This window comes from Actinomadura sp. 9N215 (assembly GCF_044326345.1).
Taxonomy (GTDB): Bacteria; Actinomycetota; Actinomycetes; order Streptosporangiales; family Streptosporangiaceae; genus Spirillospora.
Genome location: NZ_JBIRBA010000011.1, coordinates 1 through 14542, shown reverse-complemented (window position 1 = coordinate 14542; position 14542 = coordinate 1). Strand labels below are relative to the sequence as shown.

At 75.7% G+C, this 14542-nt stretch carries 11 protein-coding genes, 2 pseudogenes and 1 riboswitch; of the genes and pseudogenes, 4 read left to right on the top strand and 9 right to left on the bottom strand.

Going from position 1 to position 14542, the window contains the following annotated elements; translation table 11 throughout:
- Positions 1-45: 45 nt before the first annotated feature.
- The 3 genes from ACH34T_RS19455 to cobF all read right to left on the bottom strand — a co-directional run bounded on the left by ACH34T_RS19455 (position 46) and on the right by cobF (position 2277).
- Positions 46-477: a hypothetical protein gene (locus ACH34T_RS19455; protein WP_395993577.1), complete on the bottom strand. Its 432-nt coding sequence runs from the start codon at positions 475-477 to the stop codon at positions 46-48.
- A gap of 63 nt (positions 478-540) precedes the next feature.
- Complete coding sequence (locus ACH34T_RS19450) at positions 541-1458, bottom strand: MMPL family transporter (protein ID WP_395993576.1); 918 nt, start codon at positions 1456-1458, stop codon at positions 541-543.
- A 63-nt stretch (positions 1459-1521) separates the two neighbouring features.
- Positions 1522-2277: a precorrin-6A synthase (deacetylating) gene (gene cobF / locus ACH34T_RS19445; protein WP_395993575.1), complete on the bottom strand. Its 756-nt coding sequence runs from the start codon at positions 2275-2277 to the stop codon at positions 1522-1524.
- Between the two features lie 8 nt (positions 2278-2285).
- Between cobF and cbiE the strand changes: the two are divergent.
- The 3 genes and pseudogenes from cbiE to ACH34T_RS19430 all read left to right on the top strand — a co-directional run.
- Positions 2286-3362: pseudogene (cbiE, locus tag ACH34T_RS19440) on the top strand (precorrin-6y C5,15-methyltransferase (decarboxylating) subunit CbiE); the annotation flags it as partial.
- 214 nt (positions 3363-3576) lie between these two features.
- Positions 3577-4320, top strand: coding sequence for a precorrin-4 C(11)-methyltransferase (gene cobM, locus ACH34T_RS19435; protein WP_395993574.1), 744 nt, complete (start codon positions 3577-3579; stop codon positions 4318-4320).
- On the top strand, positions 4317-5048 hold the full coding sequence (locus tag ACH34T_RS19430) for a cobalt-precorrin-6A reductase (RefSeq protein ID WP_395993793.1): 732 nt from the start codon (positions 4317-4319) through the stop codon (positions 5046-5048). The genes cobM and ACH34T_RS19430 overlap by 4 nt, the downstream gene beginning before the upstream one ends.
- On the opposite strand, the gene ACH34T_RS19425 is transcribed toward ACH34T_RS19430, so the two are convergent.
- The 3 genes from ACH34T_RS19425 to ACH34T_RS19415 all read right to left on the bottom strand — a co-directional run bounded on the left by ACH34T_RS19425 (position 5039) and on the right by ACH34T_RS19415 (position 8330).
- Positions 5039-6526, bottom strand: a complete 1488-nt coding sequence (locus ACH34T_RS19425) for a precorrin-2 C(20)-methyltransferase (RefSeq protein ID WP_395993573.1) — start codon at positions 6524-6526, stop codon at positions 5039-5041. The genes ACH34T_RS19430 and ACH34T_RS19425 overlap by 10 nt on opposite strands.
- Before the next feature lie 77 nt (positions 6527-6603).
- On the bottom strand, positions 6604-7224 hold the full coding sequence (locus ACH34T_RS19420; protein WP_395993572.1) for a precorrin-8X methylmutase: 621 nt from the start codon (positions 7222-7224) through the stop codon (positions 6604-6606).
- On the bottom strand, positions 7221-8330 hold the full coding sequence (locus tag ACH34T_RS19415) for a precorrin-3B synthase (RefSeq protein ID WP_395993571.1): 1110 nt from the start codon (positions 8328-8330) through the stop codon (positions 7221-7223). Before ACH34T_RS19415 ends, ACH34T_RS19420 begins: the two co-directional genes overlap by 4 nt.
- Positions 8331-8453: 123 nt before the next feature.
- A riboswitch (cobalamin riboswitch) is annotated at positions 8454-8577 on the top strand.
- A gap of 52 nt (positions 8578-8629) precedes the next feature.
- Here ACH34T_RS19415 and cobN point away from each other — a divergent pair.
- Positions 8630-12274, top strand: a complete 3645-nt coding sequence (gene cobN, locus ACH34T_RS19410; protein WP_395993570.1) for a cobaltochelatase subunit CobN — start codon at positions 8630-8632, stop codon at positions 12272-12274.
- On the opposite strand, the gene ACH34T_RS19405 is transcribed toward cobN, so the two are convergent.
- From ACH34T_RS19405 to ACH34T_RS19395, 3 genes and pseudogenes are all read right to left on the bottom strand, one after another.
- Positions 12193-13548 (bottom strand): cobyrinate a,c-diamide synthase, encoded by a 1356-nt coding sequence (locus ACH34T_RS19405; protein ID WP_395993792.1) that lies wholly within the window; start codon positions 13546-13548, stop codon positions 12193-12195. The genes cobN and ACH34T_RS19405 overlap by 82 nt on opposite strands.
- 20 nt (positions 13549-13568) lie before the next feature.
- On the bottom strand, positions 13569-14171 hold the full coding sequence (cobO, locus tag ACH34T_RS19400) for a cob(I)yrinic acid a,c-diamide adenosyltransferase (RefSeq protein ID WP_395993569.1): 603 nt from the start codon (positions 14169-14171) through the stop codon (positions 13569-13571).
- 1 nt (position 14172) lies between these two features.
- Positions 14173-14542: pseudogene (locus tag ACH34T_RS19395) on the bottom strand (magnesium chelatase); the annotation flags it as partial.

Here is a 14542-nt window from a genome sequence, read left to right as displayed (position 1 = left end):
TCGGGGCGGCGCCTAGAATCTGTTCGTTTCGGGGAGGTCCTGAGGTCAGGGGGTCCGGTGCCCTCTTCCGGAGCCGGCGCGGAGGCCGAAGGTGACCACGACGAACGCCCCGGCGATGATGATCGCGATGCCGGTGCGTCCGGCCGCGAACTCGCGGACGTGCCCTGACCTCCGCGTCCACAGGTCCTCCTCGGGCATGCTCACCGTCTGGCCCAGCCAGACCGAGCCGTCGGATGCCGTGGCGGGGTGGCGCGCGGAGGCGCTGACCGTCTGCGGGAGCCGCGGCTGCCGCCGGTCCATCTGTGCGGCGCTGAGCTGGTTCATCGGGATGATGGTGGCGGCGCACATCATTGGGTAGCCGTGTTGCCAGGCCAGGACGAGCAGCCCGAAGGTCGCGGTGACGCTGAGGAGGTTGAGCGCCACGGCCTTGACCGCCAGCAGGACGGACCGTCCTCCAGCCCACCCACCACCAACCAACGGACGAGCTCCGCTCGACGGGCCGGAACGTCCGGATCAGCAGGGCCAGGGTCAGCGGGACGATCAGCGTGAGGGCCAGGGGCGCGTTGCCGTAGACGGCGTCGACGAAGTCGCGGCCCTGCGCGGCGGTGCCGCCGATCCGGGTGCCGGGGACGTCCGCCATGGCCTCGCGCACCCGGGACCGCGTGGCGGCGCCGGTCGCGGAGGCGGTGAGCTGGTCGAGCGCTTGGCGCGCCGGTCCGGACGAGGCGGTGGCGGGCGGTTCGGGCGCGCCCAGGCGCATCCCGAACGCCGGGACGACCAGGGACGCCAGCAGCAGCGTCGCCGCCGCGGCGGCGGTGAGCGCCGGGCGCCGGACGACCAGCCGCGCCCACCGTTCCGACCGCCGGTGGCCGCCGACCCGGACGCGGGTGCGGACGCGGGCCCGGTCGAGGCGGGCGCCGGCCGTGGCCAGGACGACCGGAAGCAGCGTGATCGCGACCAGCACGCTGAACAGCGGGACGAGCAGCCGCCATATCCCTGGCTGCGCAGGAACGGCACCGGCAGGACGACCAGCGCGGCCAGCGCGATGGCCACGGTGACGCCGCTGAACACTACGGCCGACCCGGCGGTGGTCATCGCGCGTTCGACCACCGCGATCTCGTCGGCGCCCCTGGCGCGTTCCTCCCGCCACCGCGTCGTGATCAGCAGCGCGTAGTCGATGGCCACGCCGAGCCCGATCAGCGCGATCAGGAACTGGACGACGAACGACACGTCCGCGACCGCGGTGACGCCCCAGACGGCCAGGAAGCAGGCGAGGATCGCGATCGCGGCCATGAGCAGCGGCAGGACCGCCAGCGCGGATCCGAACACGATCGCCAGGACGGCGAGCGCGCCGACTCCGGCGACGGTCAGCTCGGCGAGCACTCCCGGCCCGCTCGCCTCGCTCGACCGGACGAACAGCGCGTCCATGCCGGTCACCCGCACCGGGGCGCCGCGCACCCGGACACCGTCGGCGACCCGCCACCGCCCAAAACATGAAACGCCCCGCCCCATCCCGGGTTTCTACCGGGTTCGGGTGCTGCCCGGAGTGCGGCGGAGGAGGTAGGTGTCCATGATCCAGCCCTTGCGGGCGCGGGCCTCGGCGCGGGCGGCGCGGACGCGGGCGGCGACCTCGGTGACCGGGCCCGAGATGAGGATCTCGTCGGGGGTGCCGAGGTAGGCGCCCCAGTAGAGGTGGTAGTCGTCGCCGGCGCCGGTGAAGGAGCAGGCGGCGTCCAGCATGACGAGGACGTCGTCGGCGGTGGGGCCCTCGGCGGCCAGGCGGCGGCCCGTCGTGATGTGGACGGGGCGTCCCACGCGGGTGAGGGGGACGCGGTGGCGGGCGGTGAGCGCCGAGACGCTGCTGATGCCGGGGACGACCTCGTACTCGAACTCGGCGCGGATCTCGTCCAGGGCGGCGAGCGTGCTGTCGTAGAGGCCGGGGTCGCCCCAGACGAGGAGCGCGCCGGTCTGCCCGTCGGCGAGTTCGTCCGCGACGAAGGACTCGTAGATCTCGGCGCGGCGGGAGCGCCAGTCCTCGACGGCGGCCGTGTAGGCGGGGGCGGCGCGGTCGCGTTCGGGGTCGCGGGCCTCGACGATCCGGTACGGTTCCCGGCCGTGCGCGGCGATGAGGTCGCGGCGGAGCCGGGTGAGGTCGTCCTTGGCCTCGCCCTTGCCGACGAGCAGGAAGACGTCGGCGGCGGCGATGGCCTTGGCGCCCTGGAAGGTGAGGTGGTCGGGGTCGCCCGCGCCGATGCCGATGATCAGGAGCCGCTTCACCCGGCCAAGTGTGCCAGAGCTGCTGCTATAGGCTTGTCGTCGCATTTCGGTCGACTCGTCCCGGAGGGCGAGGTTGGAGGCTCGTGGACGCGCGTGTCATCTCCGTCGTGGGCATCGGCGCCGACGGGTGGGAGGGGCTCGCGGAGGTCTCGCGCGAGACGCTGCGGGGAGCGGACGTGCTGGTCGGCGGCCGCCGCCAGCTCGCGCTCGTCCCCGAAGCGAAGGCCGAACGGGTGGTCTGGCCGTCGCCCCTTCTGCCCGCGCTGCCCGGGCTGATCCAGCGGTACGAGGGCCGCGCGATCGTCGTTCTGGCCAGCGGCGACCCGATGTTCTACGGGATCGGCTCCACGCTCGCGGAACTGCTCGGCCCTGGACGCCTGCGGGTGCTGCCGCATCCGTCGTCGGTGTCGCTGGCGTGCGCGCGGCTCGGCTGGCCGCTGGAGCGGGTGGACGTCGTCAGCCTCGTCGGCCGTCCGGCGGAGACCCTGAACGCGCTCGTCGCGCCCGGCAGGCGGGTCCTGGTGCTCGGTGCGGGACGGGAGGCGCCCGCGATCGTGGCGGCGCTGCTCGCCGGGCGCGGGTACGGTCCCAGCCGGATGACCGTGCTGTGCGACCTCGGCGCGGCGGACGAGACCGTGCGGGACGGCGTCGCGGGGGAGTGGACGGAGCCCGCCGCGTCAGCGCTGAACGTCGTCGCGGTGGAATGCGCGCCCGGACCGGGAGCCGCGCGGCTGTCCCGCGCGTCCGGGCTTCCCGACGACGCGTTCGAGCATGACGGGCAGATCACCAAGAGCGAGGTCCGCGCGGTCACACTGTCGCGTCTAGCGCCGCTGCCGGGCGAGCTGCTGTGGGACGTCGGCGCCGGTGCGGGCAGCGTCGCGATCGAGTGGGCGCGGGCGCATCCGTCGTGCGCGGCGGTCGCGGTGGAGAGCCGGCCCGAGCGCGCGGAGCGGATCGGCCGGAACGCCGGCGCGCTCGGCGTGCCCGGGGTGCGGGTCGTGACGGGACGGGCGCCGGACGCCCTGGACGGCCTGCCGCCCCCCGACGCCGTGTTCGTCGGCGGCGGCCTCACCGTGCCCGGCCTGCTGGAACACTGCTGGGACGCCTTGCAACCCGGCGGGCGGCTCGTCGCCAACGCCGTCACCCTCGAATCGGAGGCGCGGGTGGCGCAGGCCCGCCGGGAGCGCGGCGGCGAGCTGCTACGCCTCGGCGTCGAGCGGGCGGGGCCGCTGGGCCGGTTCACCGGCTGGCGCCCGGCGATGCCCGTCACACCATCTGGACGACCTGGAAGGACGCCTGATGACCGTCTACTTCGTCGGGGCCGGTCCCGGCGCCGCCGACCTCATCACCGTGCGGGGGCTGCGGGTGCTGGAGTCCGCCCCGGTGTGCCTGTACGCGGGGTCGCTGGTGCCGCGCGACCTGCTGGACGCCTGCCCGCCGGGCGCCCGGCTGGTCGACACCGCGAACCTGACGCTGGACGAGATCGTCGCCGAGCTGACCGCCGCGCACCGCGACGGGCTGGACGTCGCGCGCCTGTGCTCCGGCGATCCGTCGGTGTTCAGCGCGGTCGCCGAGCAGGTGCGGCGGCTGGACGCGGCGGGCGTGCCGCACGAGATCGTCCCGGGCGTGCCGGCGTTCGCCGCGGCGGCGGCCTCGCTGGGGCGGGAGCTGACCGTGCCGGGCGTCGGGCAGACGGTGATCCTGACGCGGACGGCGGCGCGCGCCACGCCGATGCCGGCGGGCGAGGACCTCGCCACCCTCGGCGCGAGCGGCGCCACCATGGTGCTGCACCTGGCCGTCCAGCGTGTCGAGGAGGTGGCGGCCGGGCTGCTGCCGCACTACGGCGCGGACTGCCCGGTCGCGGTGGTCGCCCGTGCCAGCCGTCCGGACGAGCTGATCCTGCGCGGCACCCTCGACGGCATCGCCGCCCTGGTCCGCGAGGCCGGGGTGAAGCGCACCGCCGTGATCGTCGTCGGGCGGGTGCTGACGGCGTCGGCGTTCCCCGACAGCCACCTGTACAGCGCGGAGCGGGAACGGGTGTGAGGCGCGTCCTGATCCTCGGCGGGACGGCGGAGGCCCGGGGCCTTGCGGCGCGGCTGTCCGGCGTCCCGGGTCTGCTGACGGTGTCGTCGCTGGCCGGGCGCGTCACGGAGCCGCGGCTGCCCGCCGGGGAGGTGCGCGTCGGCGGCTTCGGCGGCCCTCGCGGGCTGGCGGCATGGCTCCGCGAGCACCGGATCGACCGCCTCGTGGACGCCACGCACCCGTTCGCGGAGCGGATGAGCGCCTCGGCCGCGGAGGCGTCGGCGCTGGCCGGAGTGCCGCTGATCGCGCTGCGCCGCCCCGGCTGGCGGGAGGGGGACGGCGACGCCTGGCGCCGCGTCCCGTCGCTCGCCGCGGCGGCCGCCGCGCTGCCGGACGGCGCCCGCGCGTTCCTCACCACCGGGCGGCGCGGCATCCCGGTGTTCGCCGCCCGGACGGACGCGTGGTTCCTCGCCAGGTCCGTCGACCCGCCCGAGCCGCCCGTCCCGTCCAACGTGCGCGTGCTGCTCTCCCGGGGCCCCTACACGGTGGACGGCGAGCGCGCGCTGATCCGCGAGCACCGCCTGGACGTGCTGGTCACCAAGGACAGCGGCGGGACGATGACCCGCGCGAAGCTCACCGCCGCCCGCGCCGCCCGGCTGCCGGTGATCATGGTGGATCGGCCGCGCCCGCCGGCCGGGGTCGAGACGACCGGTGACGTCGCCGCCGCCGCGCGCTGGGCTCAGGGGTAGCGGCGGGGCGTGTAGACCACGCCTCGGTCGGTGACCCGGGTCGTGGACGATCCGACGATGACCAGGCAGCGCATGTCGACGTCGTCGGGGTCGAGCTTGCCGAGCGTCGTCACGGTGACGCTCTCCTCGGGGCCGCCGACGTCGCGTCCGATCACGACCGGCGTCTCGGGTGAGCGGTGCTCCAGCAGCAGGTCCCGGGCCGCCGGGAACTGGTGCCTGCGGCGGCTCGACGACGGGTTGTAGAGGGCGAGCACCAGGTCGGCCTCGGCCGCGGCGGTGATCCGCCGGGCGATCGCGTCCCAGGGTTTGAGCAGGTCCGACAGCGACAGGACGCAGAAGTCGTGGCCGAGCGGCGCGCCCGCGCGGGCGGCGACGGCCTGGGCCGCGGTCAGCCCGGGGACGATCCGCACCGGCACGTCAGCGAACTCGTCCTCGGCCGCCGCCTCCAGCACGGCGGTCGCCATCGCGAACACGCCGGGGTCGCCGGACGAGACGACGGCGACCCGCGCGCCGTCCCGGGCCAGCGCCAGCGCGTGCCGGGCCCGGTCGGCCTCGACGCGGTTGCCGCTGGAGTGCCGCCGCTGCCGCGGGTTCGGCGGCACCCGGTCCAGGTACGGGCCGTAGCCGACGAGGTCGGTGGCGGACGACAGGACGTCCTGCGCCTCCGGGGTGAGCCAGGGCCGTCCCGCCGGGCCGAGCCCGACGACCGTGACGCCTCCCGGCCCTCCCAGCGCCTCCGGGGGAGCGGCGGTGAACGTCTTCTCGGCCGGGCTGGTCAGCAGGGCCAGCGACATGTACGGGACGTCCGCCGGATCGACGTCGGCGAGGGGCGCGATCCGCTGCCGGTCGGTCGCGGCCCGTTCGACGTAGCAGGCGTCGCCGAGCCGTCCGGCGTCCTCGAACGCCTGCCTGACCTTGGGGAACGTCCGGCCGAGCTTGAGGACGGCCGCCGCGTCCGCGGAGCGCAGCCGCTCGGTCAGCTCGCCGGCGGGGAGCGTGCCGGGCAGCACGGTCAGCGTCTCCTCGCGCTCCACCAGCGGGCGTCCCGCCGCGGCCGACGCCGCGCTGACCGAGGTGACGCCCGGCACCACCTCGGCCGGGTAGCGGGGCGCGAGACGTTTGTGCAGGTGCATGTAGGAGCCGTAGAACAGCGGGTCGCCCTCGCTCAGGACGACCACCGTCCGGCCCGCGTCGAGGTGCGCGGCGAGCCGGGCCGTGCAGGCGGTGTAGAACTCCTCCAGCGCGCCGTGGTAGCCGCCGGGATGGTCGGTCGTCTCCGTGGTCACCGGGTAGACGAGCTGTTCCTCGATCTGGCCGCCGCGCAGGTAGGGCTCGGCGACGCCGCGCGCGATGCTGCGGCCGTGCCGGGCGCAGTGGTAGGCGACCACGTCCGCCGCGCCGATCAGCCGGGCCGCCTTCACGGTGACCAGCTCGGGGTCGCCGGGTCCGACGCCCACGCCGTAGAGCCGCCCCGCCATCACTCCGCCCTGCCTCTCTGGGGGGCGACCCCCAGACCCCCGAGTTGGCTCGCGCCATGATCCTCGCTCCGCTGCGGTCATAGCGTCTCGCTGGCGATGGCGTTGACGGCCGCCGCCGTCATCGCGCTTCCGCCGCGCCGCCCGCGCACCACCAGGTGCGGCAGGTCGCTCGCGGCGAGGGCGTCCTTGGACTCGGCCGCGCCGATGAACCCGACCGGCACGCCGAGGACCGCCGCCGGACGGCCCGCACCGTCCCCGACCAGCTCCAGCAGCCGGAACAGCGCGGTCGGCGCGTTGCCGATCGCGACGACCGCGCCGTCCAGCCGGTCCAGCCACAGGTCGAGGGCCGCCGCGCTGCGGGTGGTGCCGAGCCGCGCCGCGAGCGCCGGGACGCGCGGGTCGCCGAGCGTGCACACGATCTCGTTGCCCGCGGGCAGCCGCGCCCGGGTGATGCCTGACGCGACCATCCGCGCGTCGCACAGCACCGGCGCGCCGTCCAGCAGCGCGGCCCGCGCCTTCGCGACGACCCCCGGCGACCACGCGAGGTCGTCGACGAGGTCGGTCATCCCGCAGGCGTGGATCATGCGGACGGCGACGCGCGCCACGTCGTCCGGCAGGCCGGACAGGTCGGCCTCCGCGCGGATGGTCGCGAACGACCGCCGGTAGATCTCGGCGCCGTCGCGGATGTAGCCGGTCACCGCTCCGCTCCGCTCGCCGTCTTCAGGACGACCGTGCCGCGGGGCATCCCGCAGCGGCGGTCGCAGCCCGTCCAGTGGACGCGGGTCTCCGGTGCGCGGTCCAGGGCGTCCACCCAGCGGCGGGCCTCGCCCTGGACGTCGCCTTGCGACTTCGCGCAGCCGGGGCTGCCCGTGCACGCGCTGACGCCGACCCACGGCGAGTCCGGATCGGTCGCGAATCCCGCCGCGCCCAGCCGTCCCGCGAGCTGACGTGCGCCCGCCCGGGTCAGGTCCCGGACGACGACGCTGCGCCACGGCGTGATCCGCACGTCCTCGGAGATCTCGGCGAGCGTCTCGGCCTGGGCTCCCGTCAGCCGTCCCAGCGGCGGGACGGCCTCCAGCGCGACCCGTCCGTCCCGCTGGTCGATGATCCCGGCATGCGGAGGCGGGGGCTCGGGGACGCGCGGCCCGTCCGCCGGGCTGCCGCCGAGCCGCTCCGCGACGAGGCGCGCCCCGTCCGGCACCTCCGCCAGCCGCCACGCGTCGCCGCGGACGTCGAGGAACGCCTCCGCCGCCGCGACCAGCACCGTCACGGCGTTCTCGTACGGCAGGTCGAGGCGGGCTCCGGCCAGGAGCAGTCCATGGGGAGTCAGCGTCAGGTCGGCGTTCAGGGACGCGACGTCGCCGGTGCCGTCGTCCAGCGCGAACAGGAACCGGCCCGGGAGCCCGGCCAGCCGTGGACGCGCGCACAGCGCGAGGTCGAGTTCCGCGACCAGCGGATCCGTGCCGAGGACGCCGTGCCTCCCGCGTCCGCCGAGAGGCGAGGCGACGATGTTGCGCGCCCGCTCGTGCGCGGGCGACGGAAGCAGTCCCGCGGCCGCGACCCGTTCCGCGAGCGCCGCCGGGTCGCGCACTCCGCGCAGCTGGAGGTTGCCTCGGGATGTCAGCTCGATGACGTCGAGGCCCAGCTCGCGGGCGGCGGCGCCGAGCGTCCTGAGCTGCGCGGACGTCACCGCACCGCCGGGGACGCGGACGCGCGCCAGCGGGCCGTCCGCGGCGTCGTGAGTTTGCAGCGTCCCGGGGCACGCGTCGGCACGCGACCTCCCCATCGCTTGGACATTCGGCACGATGAGGATGTTAACCCCCGTCCTCCCGTCCCCCGCCCGCCGCCGGTCAAAGGACGAGCTCCGCTCGGCCACTGTTTGCGGGCGGCCCGCGCTGCCGTACGCTTCTGATCGACGACGGCAGTGGAGGAAGCCGGTGGGAATCCGGCGCGGTCCCGCCACTGTCACCGGGGAGCGAACCCCGCACACGGCCACTGTCCGCAGGGACGGGAAGGCCGGGGCGAGCGCCGATCCGGAAGCCAGGACACTCCAGCCGTCGTGACACCCGCGACCGGGGCGAGGACCCCAGGGGAGGATCCGCCGTGTCCGCCGACACGTCCGCGCAGGAGCGCATCGTCCTGCTGCTCTCGACGTCCGACACCGATCTGCTGAGCGCCCGCGCGTCCGGGGCCGCCTACCGCCTCGGCAACCCCGCGCGGCTCGCCGTGGACGACCTGCCCGACCTGGTCGAGGGCGCCGATCTCGTCGTCGTCCGGCTGCTCGGCGGGCGGCGCGCCTGGGAGGACGGCCTGGACGCCCTGCTGGCGGGCCCGCGGCCGGTGGTCGTGCTCGGCGGTGAGCAGGCGCCTGACGCGGAGCTGATGGAGCTCTCCACGGTGAGCGGCGGCGTGTGCGCCGACTCGCACGCCTACCTCGCGCACGGCGGCCCCGCGAACCTGACCGAGCTGCACGCCTTCCTGTGCGACACCGTGCTGCTGACCGGCCGCGGGTTCGCGCCGCCGCAGCCCACCCCCACGTGGGGACGGCTGGAGCGTGAGCCCCGCGCCTCCGAAGGCCCTGTGGTCGGGGTCCTGTACTACCGCGCGCATCACGTGGCCGGGAACACCGGCTTCGTCGAGGCGCTGTGCACCGCCGTGGAGGACGCGGGCGGACGGGCGCTGCCGGTGTTCTGCTCCTCGCTGCGCACGGCGGAACCCGCGCTGCTCGACACGCTCCGCGAAGCGGACGCGCTGGTCGTGACCGTCCTCGCGGCGGGCGGGTCGCGGCCCGCGACGGCCGGGGCGGGCGGCGACGACGAGGCGTGGGACGTCGGCGCCCTCGCCGAACTGGACGTCCCGATCCTGCAGGGCCTCTGCCTCACCATGCCCCGGGCCGACTGGGAGGCGAGCGACGACGGCCTGTCCCCGCTCGACGCCGCGTCGCAGGTCGCCATCCCCGAGTTCGACGGACGGATCATCACCGTCCCGTTCTCGTTCAAGGAGACCGGCGAGGACGGCCTGACCGTCTACGCCGCCGACCCCGAGCGCGCGGCCCGGGTCGCGGGCATCGCCGTCCGGCACGGCCGCCTGCGGCACACGCCGACCGCCGGGCGGCGCCTGGTCGTGATGCTGTCGGCGTACCCGACGAAGCACTCCCGCGTCGGCAACGCCGTCGGGCTGGACACCCCGGCGAGCACCGTCCGGCTCCTGGCCCGGCTCGATGGCGCCGGATACGACCTCGGCGACGGCTTCCCCGGCGTCGCCGAGCAGGACGGGGACGCGCTCGTCCACGCGCTGATCGCGGCGGGCGGGCAGGACGAGGACTGGCTCACCGAGGAGCAGCTCGCGGGCAACCCCGTCCGGATCTCCGCCGCGTCCTACGAGCGCTGGTACCGCACCCTCCCGCAGGATCTGCGGGACGAGATGGAGCGGCACTGGGGCCCGCCGCCCGGGAGGCTGTTCGTCCAGGACGGCGACATCGTCCTCGCCGCGCTCCGCGCCGGGAACGTCGTCGTCATGGTGCAGCCGCCGCGCGGGTTCGGGCAGAACCCCATCGCGATCTACCACGATCCCGACCTGCCGCCGAGCCACCACTACCTGGCCGCCTACCGCTGGCTGTCGGACGAGTTCGGCGCGCACGCGATCGTGCACGTCGGCAAGCACGGCAACCTGGAATGGCTGCCCGGCAAGGCGGCGGGCATGTCGGCGTCGTGCGGCACCGACGCGGCGCTCGGCGACGTCCCGCTGGTCTACCCGTTCCTCGTCAACGACCCCGGCGAGGGCACGCAGGCCAAGCGCCGCGCGCACGCCGTGCTCGTGGACCACATGGTCCCGCCGATGGCCCGCGCCGAGACCTACGGCGACATCGCCCGCCTCGAACAGCTCCTGGACGAGCACGCCACCATCGCCGCGATGGACCCGGCGAAGCTGCCCGCGATCCGCGCCCAGATCTGGACGCTCATCCAGGCCGCGAAGCTCGACCACGACCTCGGCCTGGACGATCGTCCCCACGACGCCGAGTTCGACGACTTCGTCCTGCACGTGGACGGCTGGCTGTGCGAGGTGAAGGACGCGCAGATCCGCGACGGCCTGCACGTCCTCGGCGAGGCGCCGTCCGGCGCGGTCCGCGTCGGCCTGGTGCTGGCCATGCTGCGCGCCCGGCAGATGTGGTCGGGACGCGAGACGCTGCCCGGCCTGCGCGAGGCGCTCGGCCTCGCCGAGGACGGCACCGAGGCGCTCGCCGACGTCGACGCCGCCGAGGCCGCGGCCCGCTCCCTCGTCCAGGCGATGGAGGACGCCGGCTGGTCGCCGGACGCGGTTCCCCAGGTCGCCGCCCGGGCGCCCGAGGAGCGGAGGGGGCTCGTGGCGCGGGTGCTGGCGTTCGCCGCGACGGAGGTCGTCCCGCGCCTGGCCCGCACGACCGACGAGGTGGACCACGTCCTGCACGCGCTGGACGGCGGCTACGTCCCGGCCGGGCCGAGCGGCTCGCCGCTGCGCGGCCTGATCAACGTCCTGCCGACCGGCCGCAACTTCTACTCGGTGGACCCGCGCGCCGTGCCCAGCCGCCTCGCCTGGGAGACCGGGCAGGCGATGGCCGAGTCGCTGCTGGCGCGCTACCGCGCCGACCACGGCGAATGGCCGCGCTCGGTGGGCCTGTCGGTGTGGGGGACGAGCGCGATGCGCACGGCCGGCGACGACGTGGCCGAGGTGCTGGCGCTGCTCGGCGTCCGCCCGGAGTGGGACGAGGCGTCCCGCCGCGTCACCCGCCTCGAACCGGTCCCGCCCGCCGAGCTCGGCCGGCCGCGCATCGACGTGACCGTCCGCATCAGCGGGTTCTTCCGGGACGCGTTCCCGCACGTCGTCGCGATGCTGGACGACGCCGTCCGCCTCGTCGCCGCCCTCGACGAGCCCGACGACGCCAATCACGTCCGCGCCCACGTGAACGCCGACCGGGAGCGGCACGGCGACGACCGGCGCGCCACCCTCCGCGTCTTCGGCTCCGCGCCCGGCGCGTACGGCGCGGGCCTGCTGCCGCTCATCGACAGCCGCACCTGGCGCGACGACGCCGACCTCGCCGAGGTGTACGCGGTGTGGGGCGGCCACGCCTACGGCCGCGACCTGGACGGCGTCCCGGCCCGCGCCGACATGGAGAGCGCCTACCGGCGGATCGCCGTGGCCGCCAAGAACATCGACACCCGCGAGCACGACATCGCCGACTCTGACGACTACTTCCAGTACCACGGCGGCATGATCGCGACGGTGCGGGCGCTGACCGGCCGCGACCCGGCCGCCTACGTCGGCGACAGCACCCGCCCGGACGCGGTCCGCACCCGGACGCTGTCGGAGGAGACCGCGCGGATCTTCCGCGCCCGCGTCGTCAACCCGAACTGGCTGGCCGCGATGCGCCGGCACGGCTACAAGGGCGCGTTCGAGCTGGCCGCGACCGTCGACTACCTGTTCGGCTACGACGCCACCACCGGCGTCATGGCCGACTGGATGTACGACCGGCTCACCGCCGCCTACGTCCTGGACGAGGAGAACCGCGCGTTCATGCAGGAGTCCAACCCGTGGGCGCTGCACGGCATCGCCGAACGGCTGCTGGAGGCGGCCGAGCGCGGCATGTGGGAGCACCCGGACCCGGAGGTCCTCCAGGGCCTCCAGGAGGTCTACCTCAAGGCGGAGGGCGACCTGGAGGACGACGGGGGCGACGCGGACGACGGGGGCGACGCGGACGACACCAGCCGCTGAGCCGCCTCCGGGTGCCCGGCCCAGTGCAGATGCAGGTAAGACGCGGTGATCCGGTCGTCCCCGAACCCGTCTCTCCCGTCCTTCCACTGGAAGAGGGGACCGGCGGTGGTGGTCAGGGCCGTCCGGTGGAACTCGTGGCCGTGGAACCGTTCGCCCGGACGGGTCAGCGGCGACTCCGCCACCGCGACCGCGTCCCGGTATCCGAGCGTCAGCGTCGGCGTCATCTGCGCCCGTCCGGGCACCCGTCCGCACATTTCACGCCCGTCGAGTTCCTCGCACAGGTAGAGGAGGCCCGCGCATTCCGCCGCGACCGGGCCGGGGAAAGCGGCGACGGCCGCGCGCATCGGCGCGTTGGCGGCGAGTTCGGCGGCGTGCGTCTCCGGGAACCCGCCGCCGATGACGAGCGCGGCGGCGCCGTCCGGGAGCGCCTCGTCGCGCAGCGGGTCGAAGACCGCGACGTCGGCGCCCGCCGCGCGCAGCAGTTCGGCGTGCTCCGCGTAGGAGAAGGTGAACGCCCGCCCGCCCGCGACGGCGACCACCGGACGTCCCGGCAACGCCTCCACCTGCTCGGACGGATCCCAGGCCCGGCCCGGCAGCGGGGGAGCGGTGGCGGCGAGCCGTAGCAGCGCGTCCAGGTCGCAGGAGCGGGCGATCAGGTCGCCGAGCCGGTCGACCGCGCGCACGGCCTCGGTCCCGCGCTCGGCCGCCGGGATCAGGCCGAGGTGCCGGGACGGCGTCACGACCGCGTCGTCGCGGCGGACCGCGCCGAGCACCGGCACGCCCGCCGCCGCCAGCGCGGCCCGGCACAGCTCCTCGTGCCGGTCCGACCCGATCCGGTTGAGGACGACCCCGCCGACCCGGACGTCCGGCTCGAACGACGCGAAGCCGTGCACGAGAGCCGCCACCGAACGGCTCTGCCGGGCGGCGTCCACCACGAGCACGACGGGCGCGGCGAGCAGCCGCGCGACATGGGCCGTGGACGCGAAGCCGCCGTCGCCGCGCCCGTCGAACAGGCCCATCACGCCCTCGACCACGGCGACGTCGCACCCGGCGGCGCCGTGCAGGAACAGCGGCGCGATCCGGTCCTCGCCGACCAGCCAGGGGTCGAGGTTGCGGCCCGGGCGTCCGGCGGCGAGCGCGTGATAGCCGGGGTCGATGTAGTCGGGCCCGACCTTGTGCGGGGACACCGCCAGGCCGCGCGCCCGCAGCGCCGCGATCAGCCCGGTCGCCACCGTCGTCTTCCCGCTCCCGGACGCCGGCGCCGCGACCACCAGCCGTGGGACGCGCCCCGCGGTCACCACTCGATGCCCCGCTGCCCCTTCTGCCCGGCGTCCATGGGGTGCCGGACCTTGCCCATCTCCGTGACGAGGTCGGCGGCCTCGACGAGCCGGTCGGGCGCGTCCCGCCCGGTGACGACGACGTGCTGGTCGCCGGGACGGGACGTGAGCGTCTCGACGACGTCGTCCAGGTCGAGCCAGCCCCACTTGAGCGGGTAGGTGAACTCGTCCAGGACGTAGAAGCGGTGCGTCCCGGCGGCCAGGTCGCGCTTGATCTGCGCCCAGCCCTCGCGCGCGTTCGCGGCGTGGTCGTCCTCGGCGCCCGGCCGCCGGAGCCACGACCAGCCCTCGCCCATCTTGTGCCACGCGACCGGCCCGCCCTCGCCGCTCTCGCCCAGGACCAGCAGCGCGCGTTCCTCGCCGATCCGCCATTTCGCCGACTTCACGAACTGGTACACCGCGACCGGCCAGCCCTGGTTCCACGCCCGCAGCGCCATCCCGAACGCCGCCGTCGACTTCCCCTTCCCTGGACCGGTGTGGACGATCAGCAGCGGCCGGTTGCGGCGCTGCCGCGTGGTCAGTCCGTCGTCGGGGACGGACACGGGCTTCCCCTGGGGCATCTCAGGCCGCCTTCCGCTGATCGCGCACGATCCCGTCGAGGTCGCCCAGCGGCACGAGGCGTGCGCCGAGCCGCGTCGCGAGCCGTCCGGCGAGGCCGAGCTGGACGGGGCCGTCCTCGCAGTCGACGACGATCCCGGCCGTCCCCGCGAGCAGCCCGGCGGCCCGCGCCACGTCGCCGTCGCCGCCGGCGGTCGCGCGCCCGTCGGTGACGATCACGAGCAGCGGGCGCCGCGCCGGGTCGCGCAGCCGCTCGGCGCGCAGCACCTCCGCCGCGCGGACCAGCCCGGCGGCCAGCGGCGTGCGCCCGCCGGTGGGGAGGGCCCGCAGCCGCGCCGCGCCCGCCTCGACCGACGACGTCGGCGGCAGGACG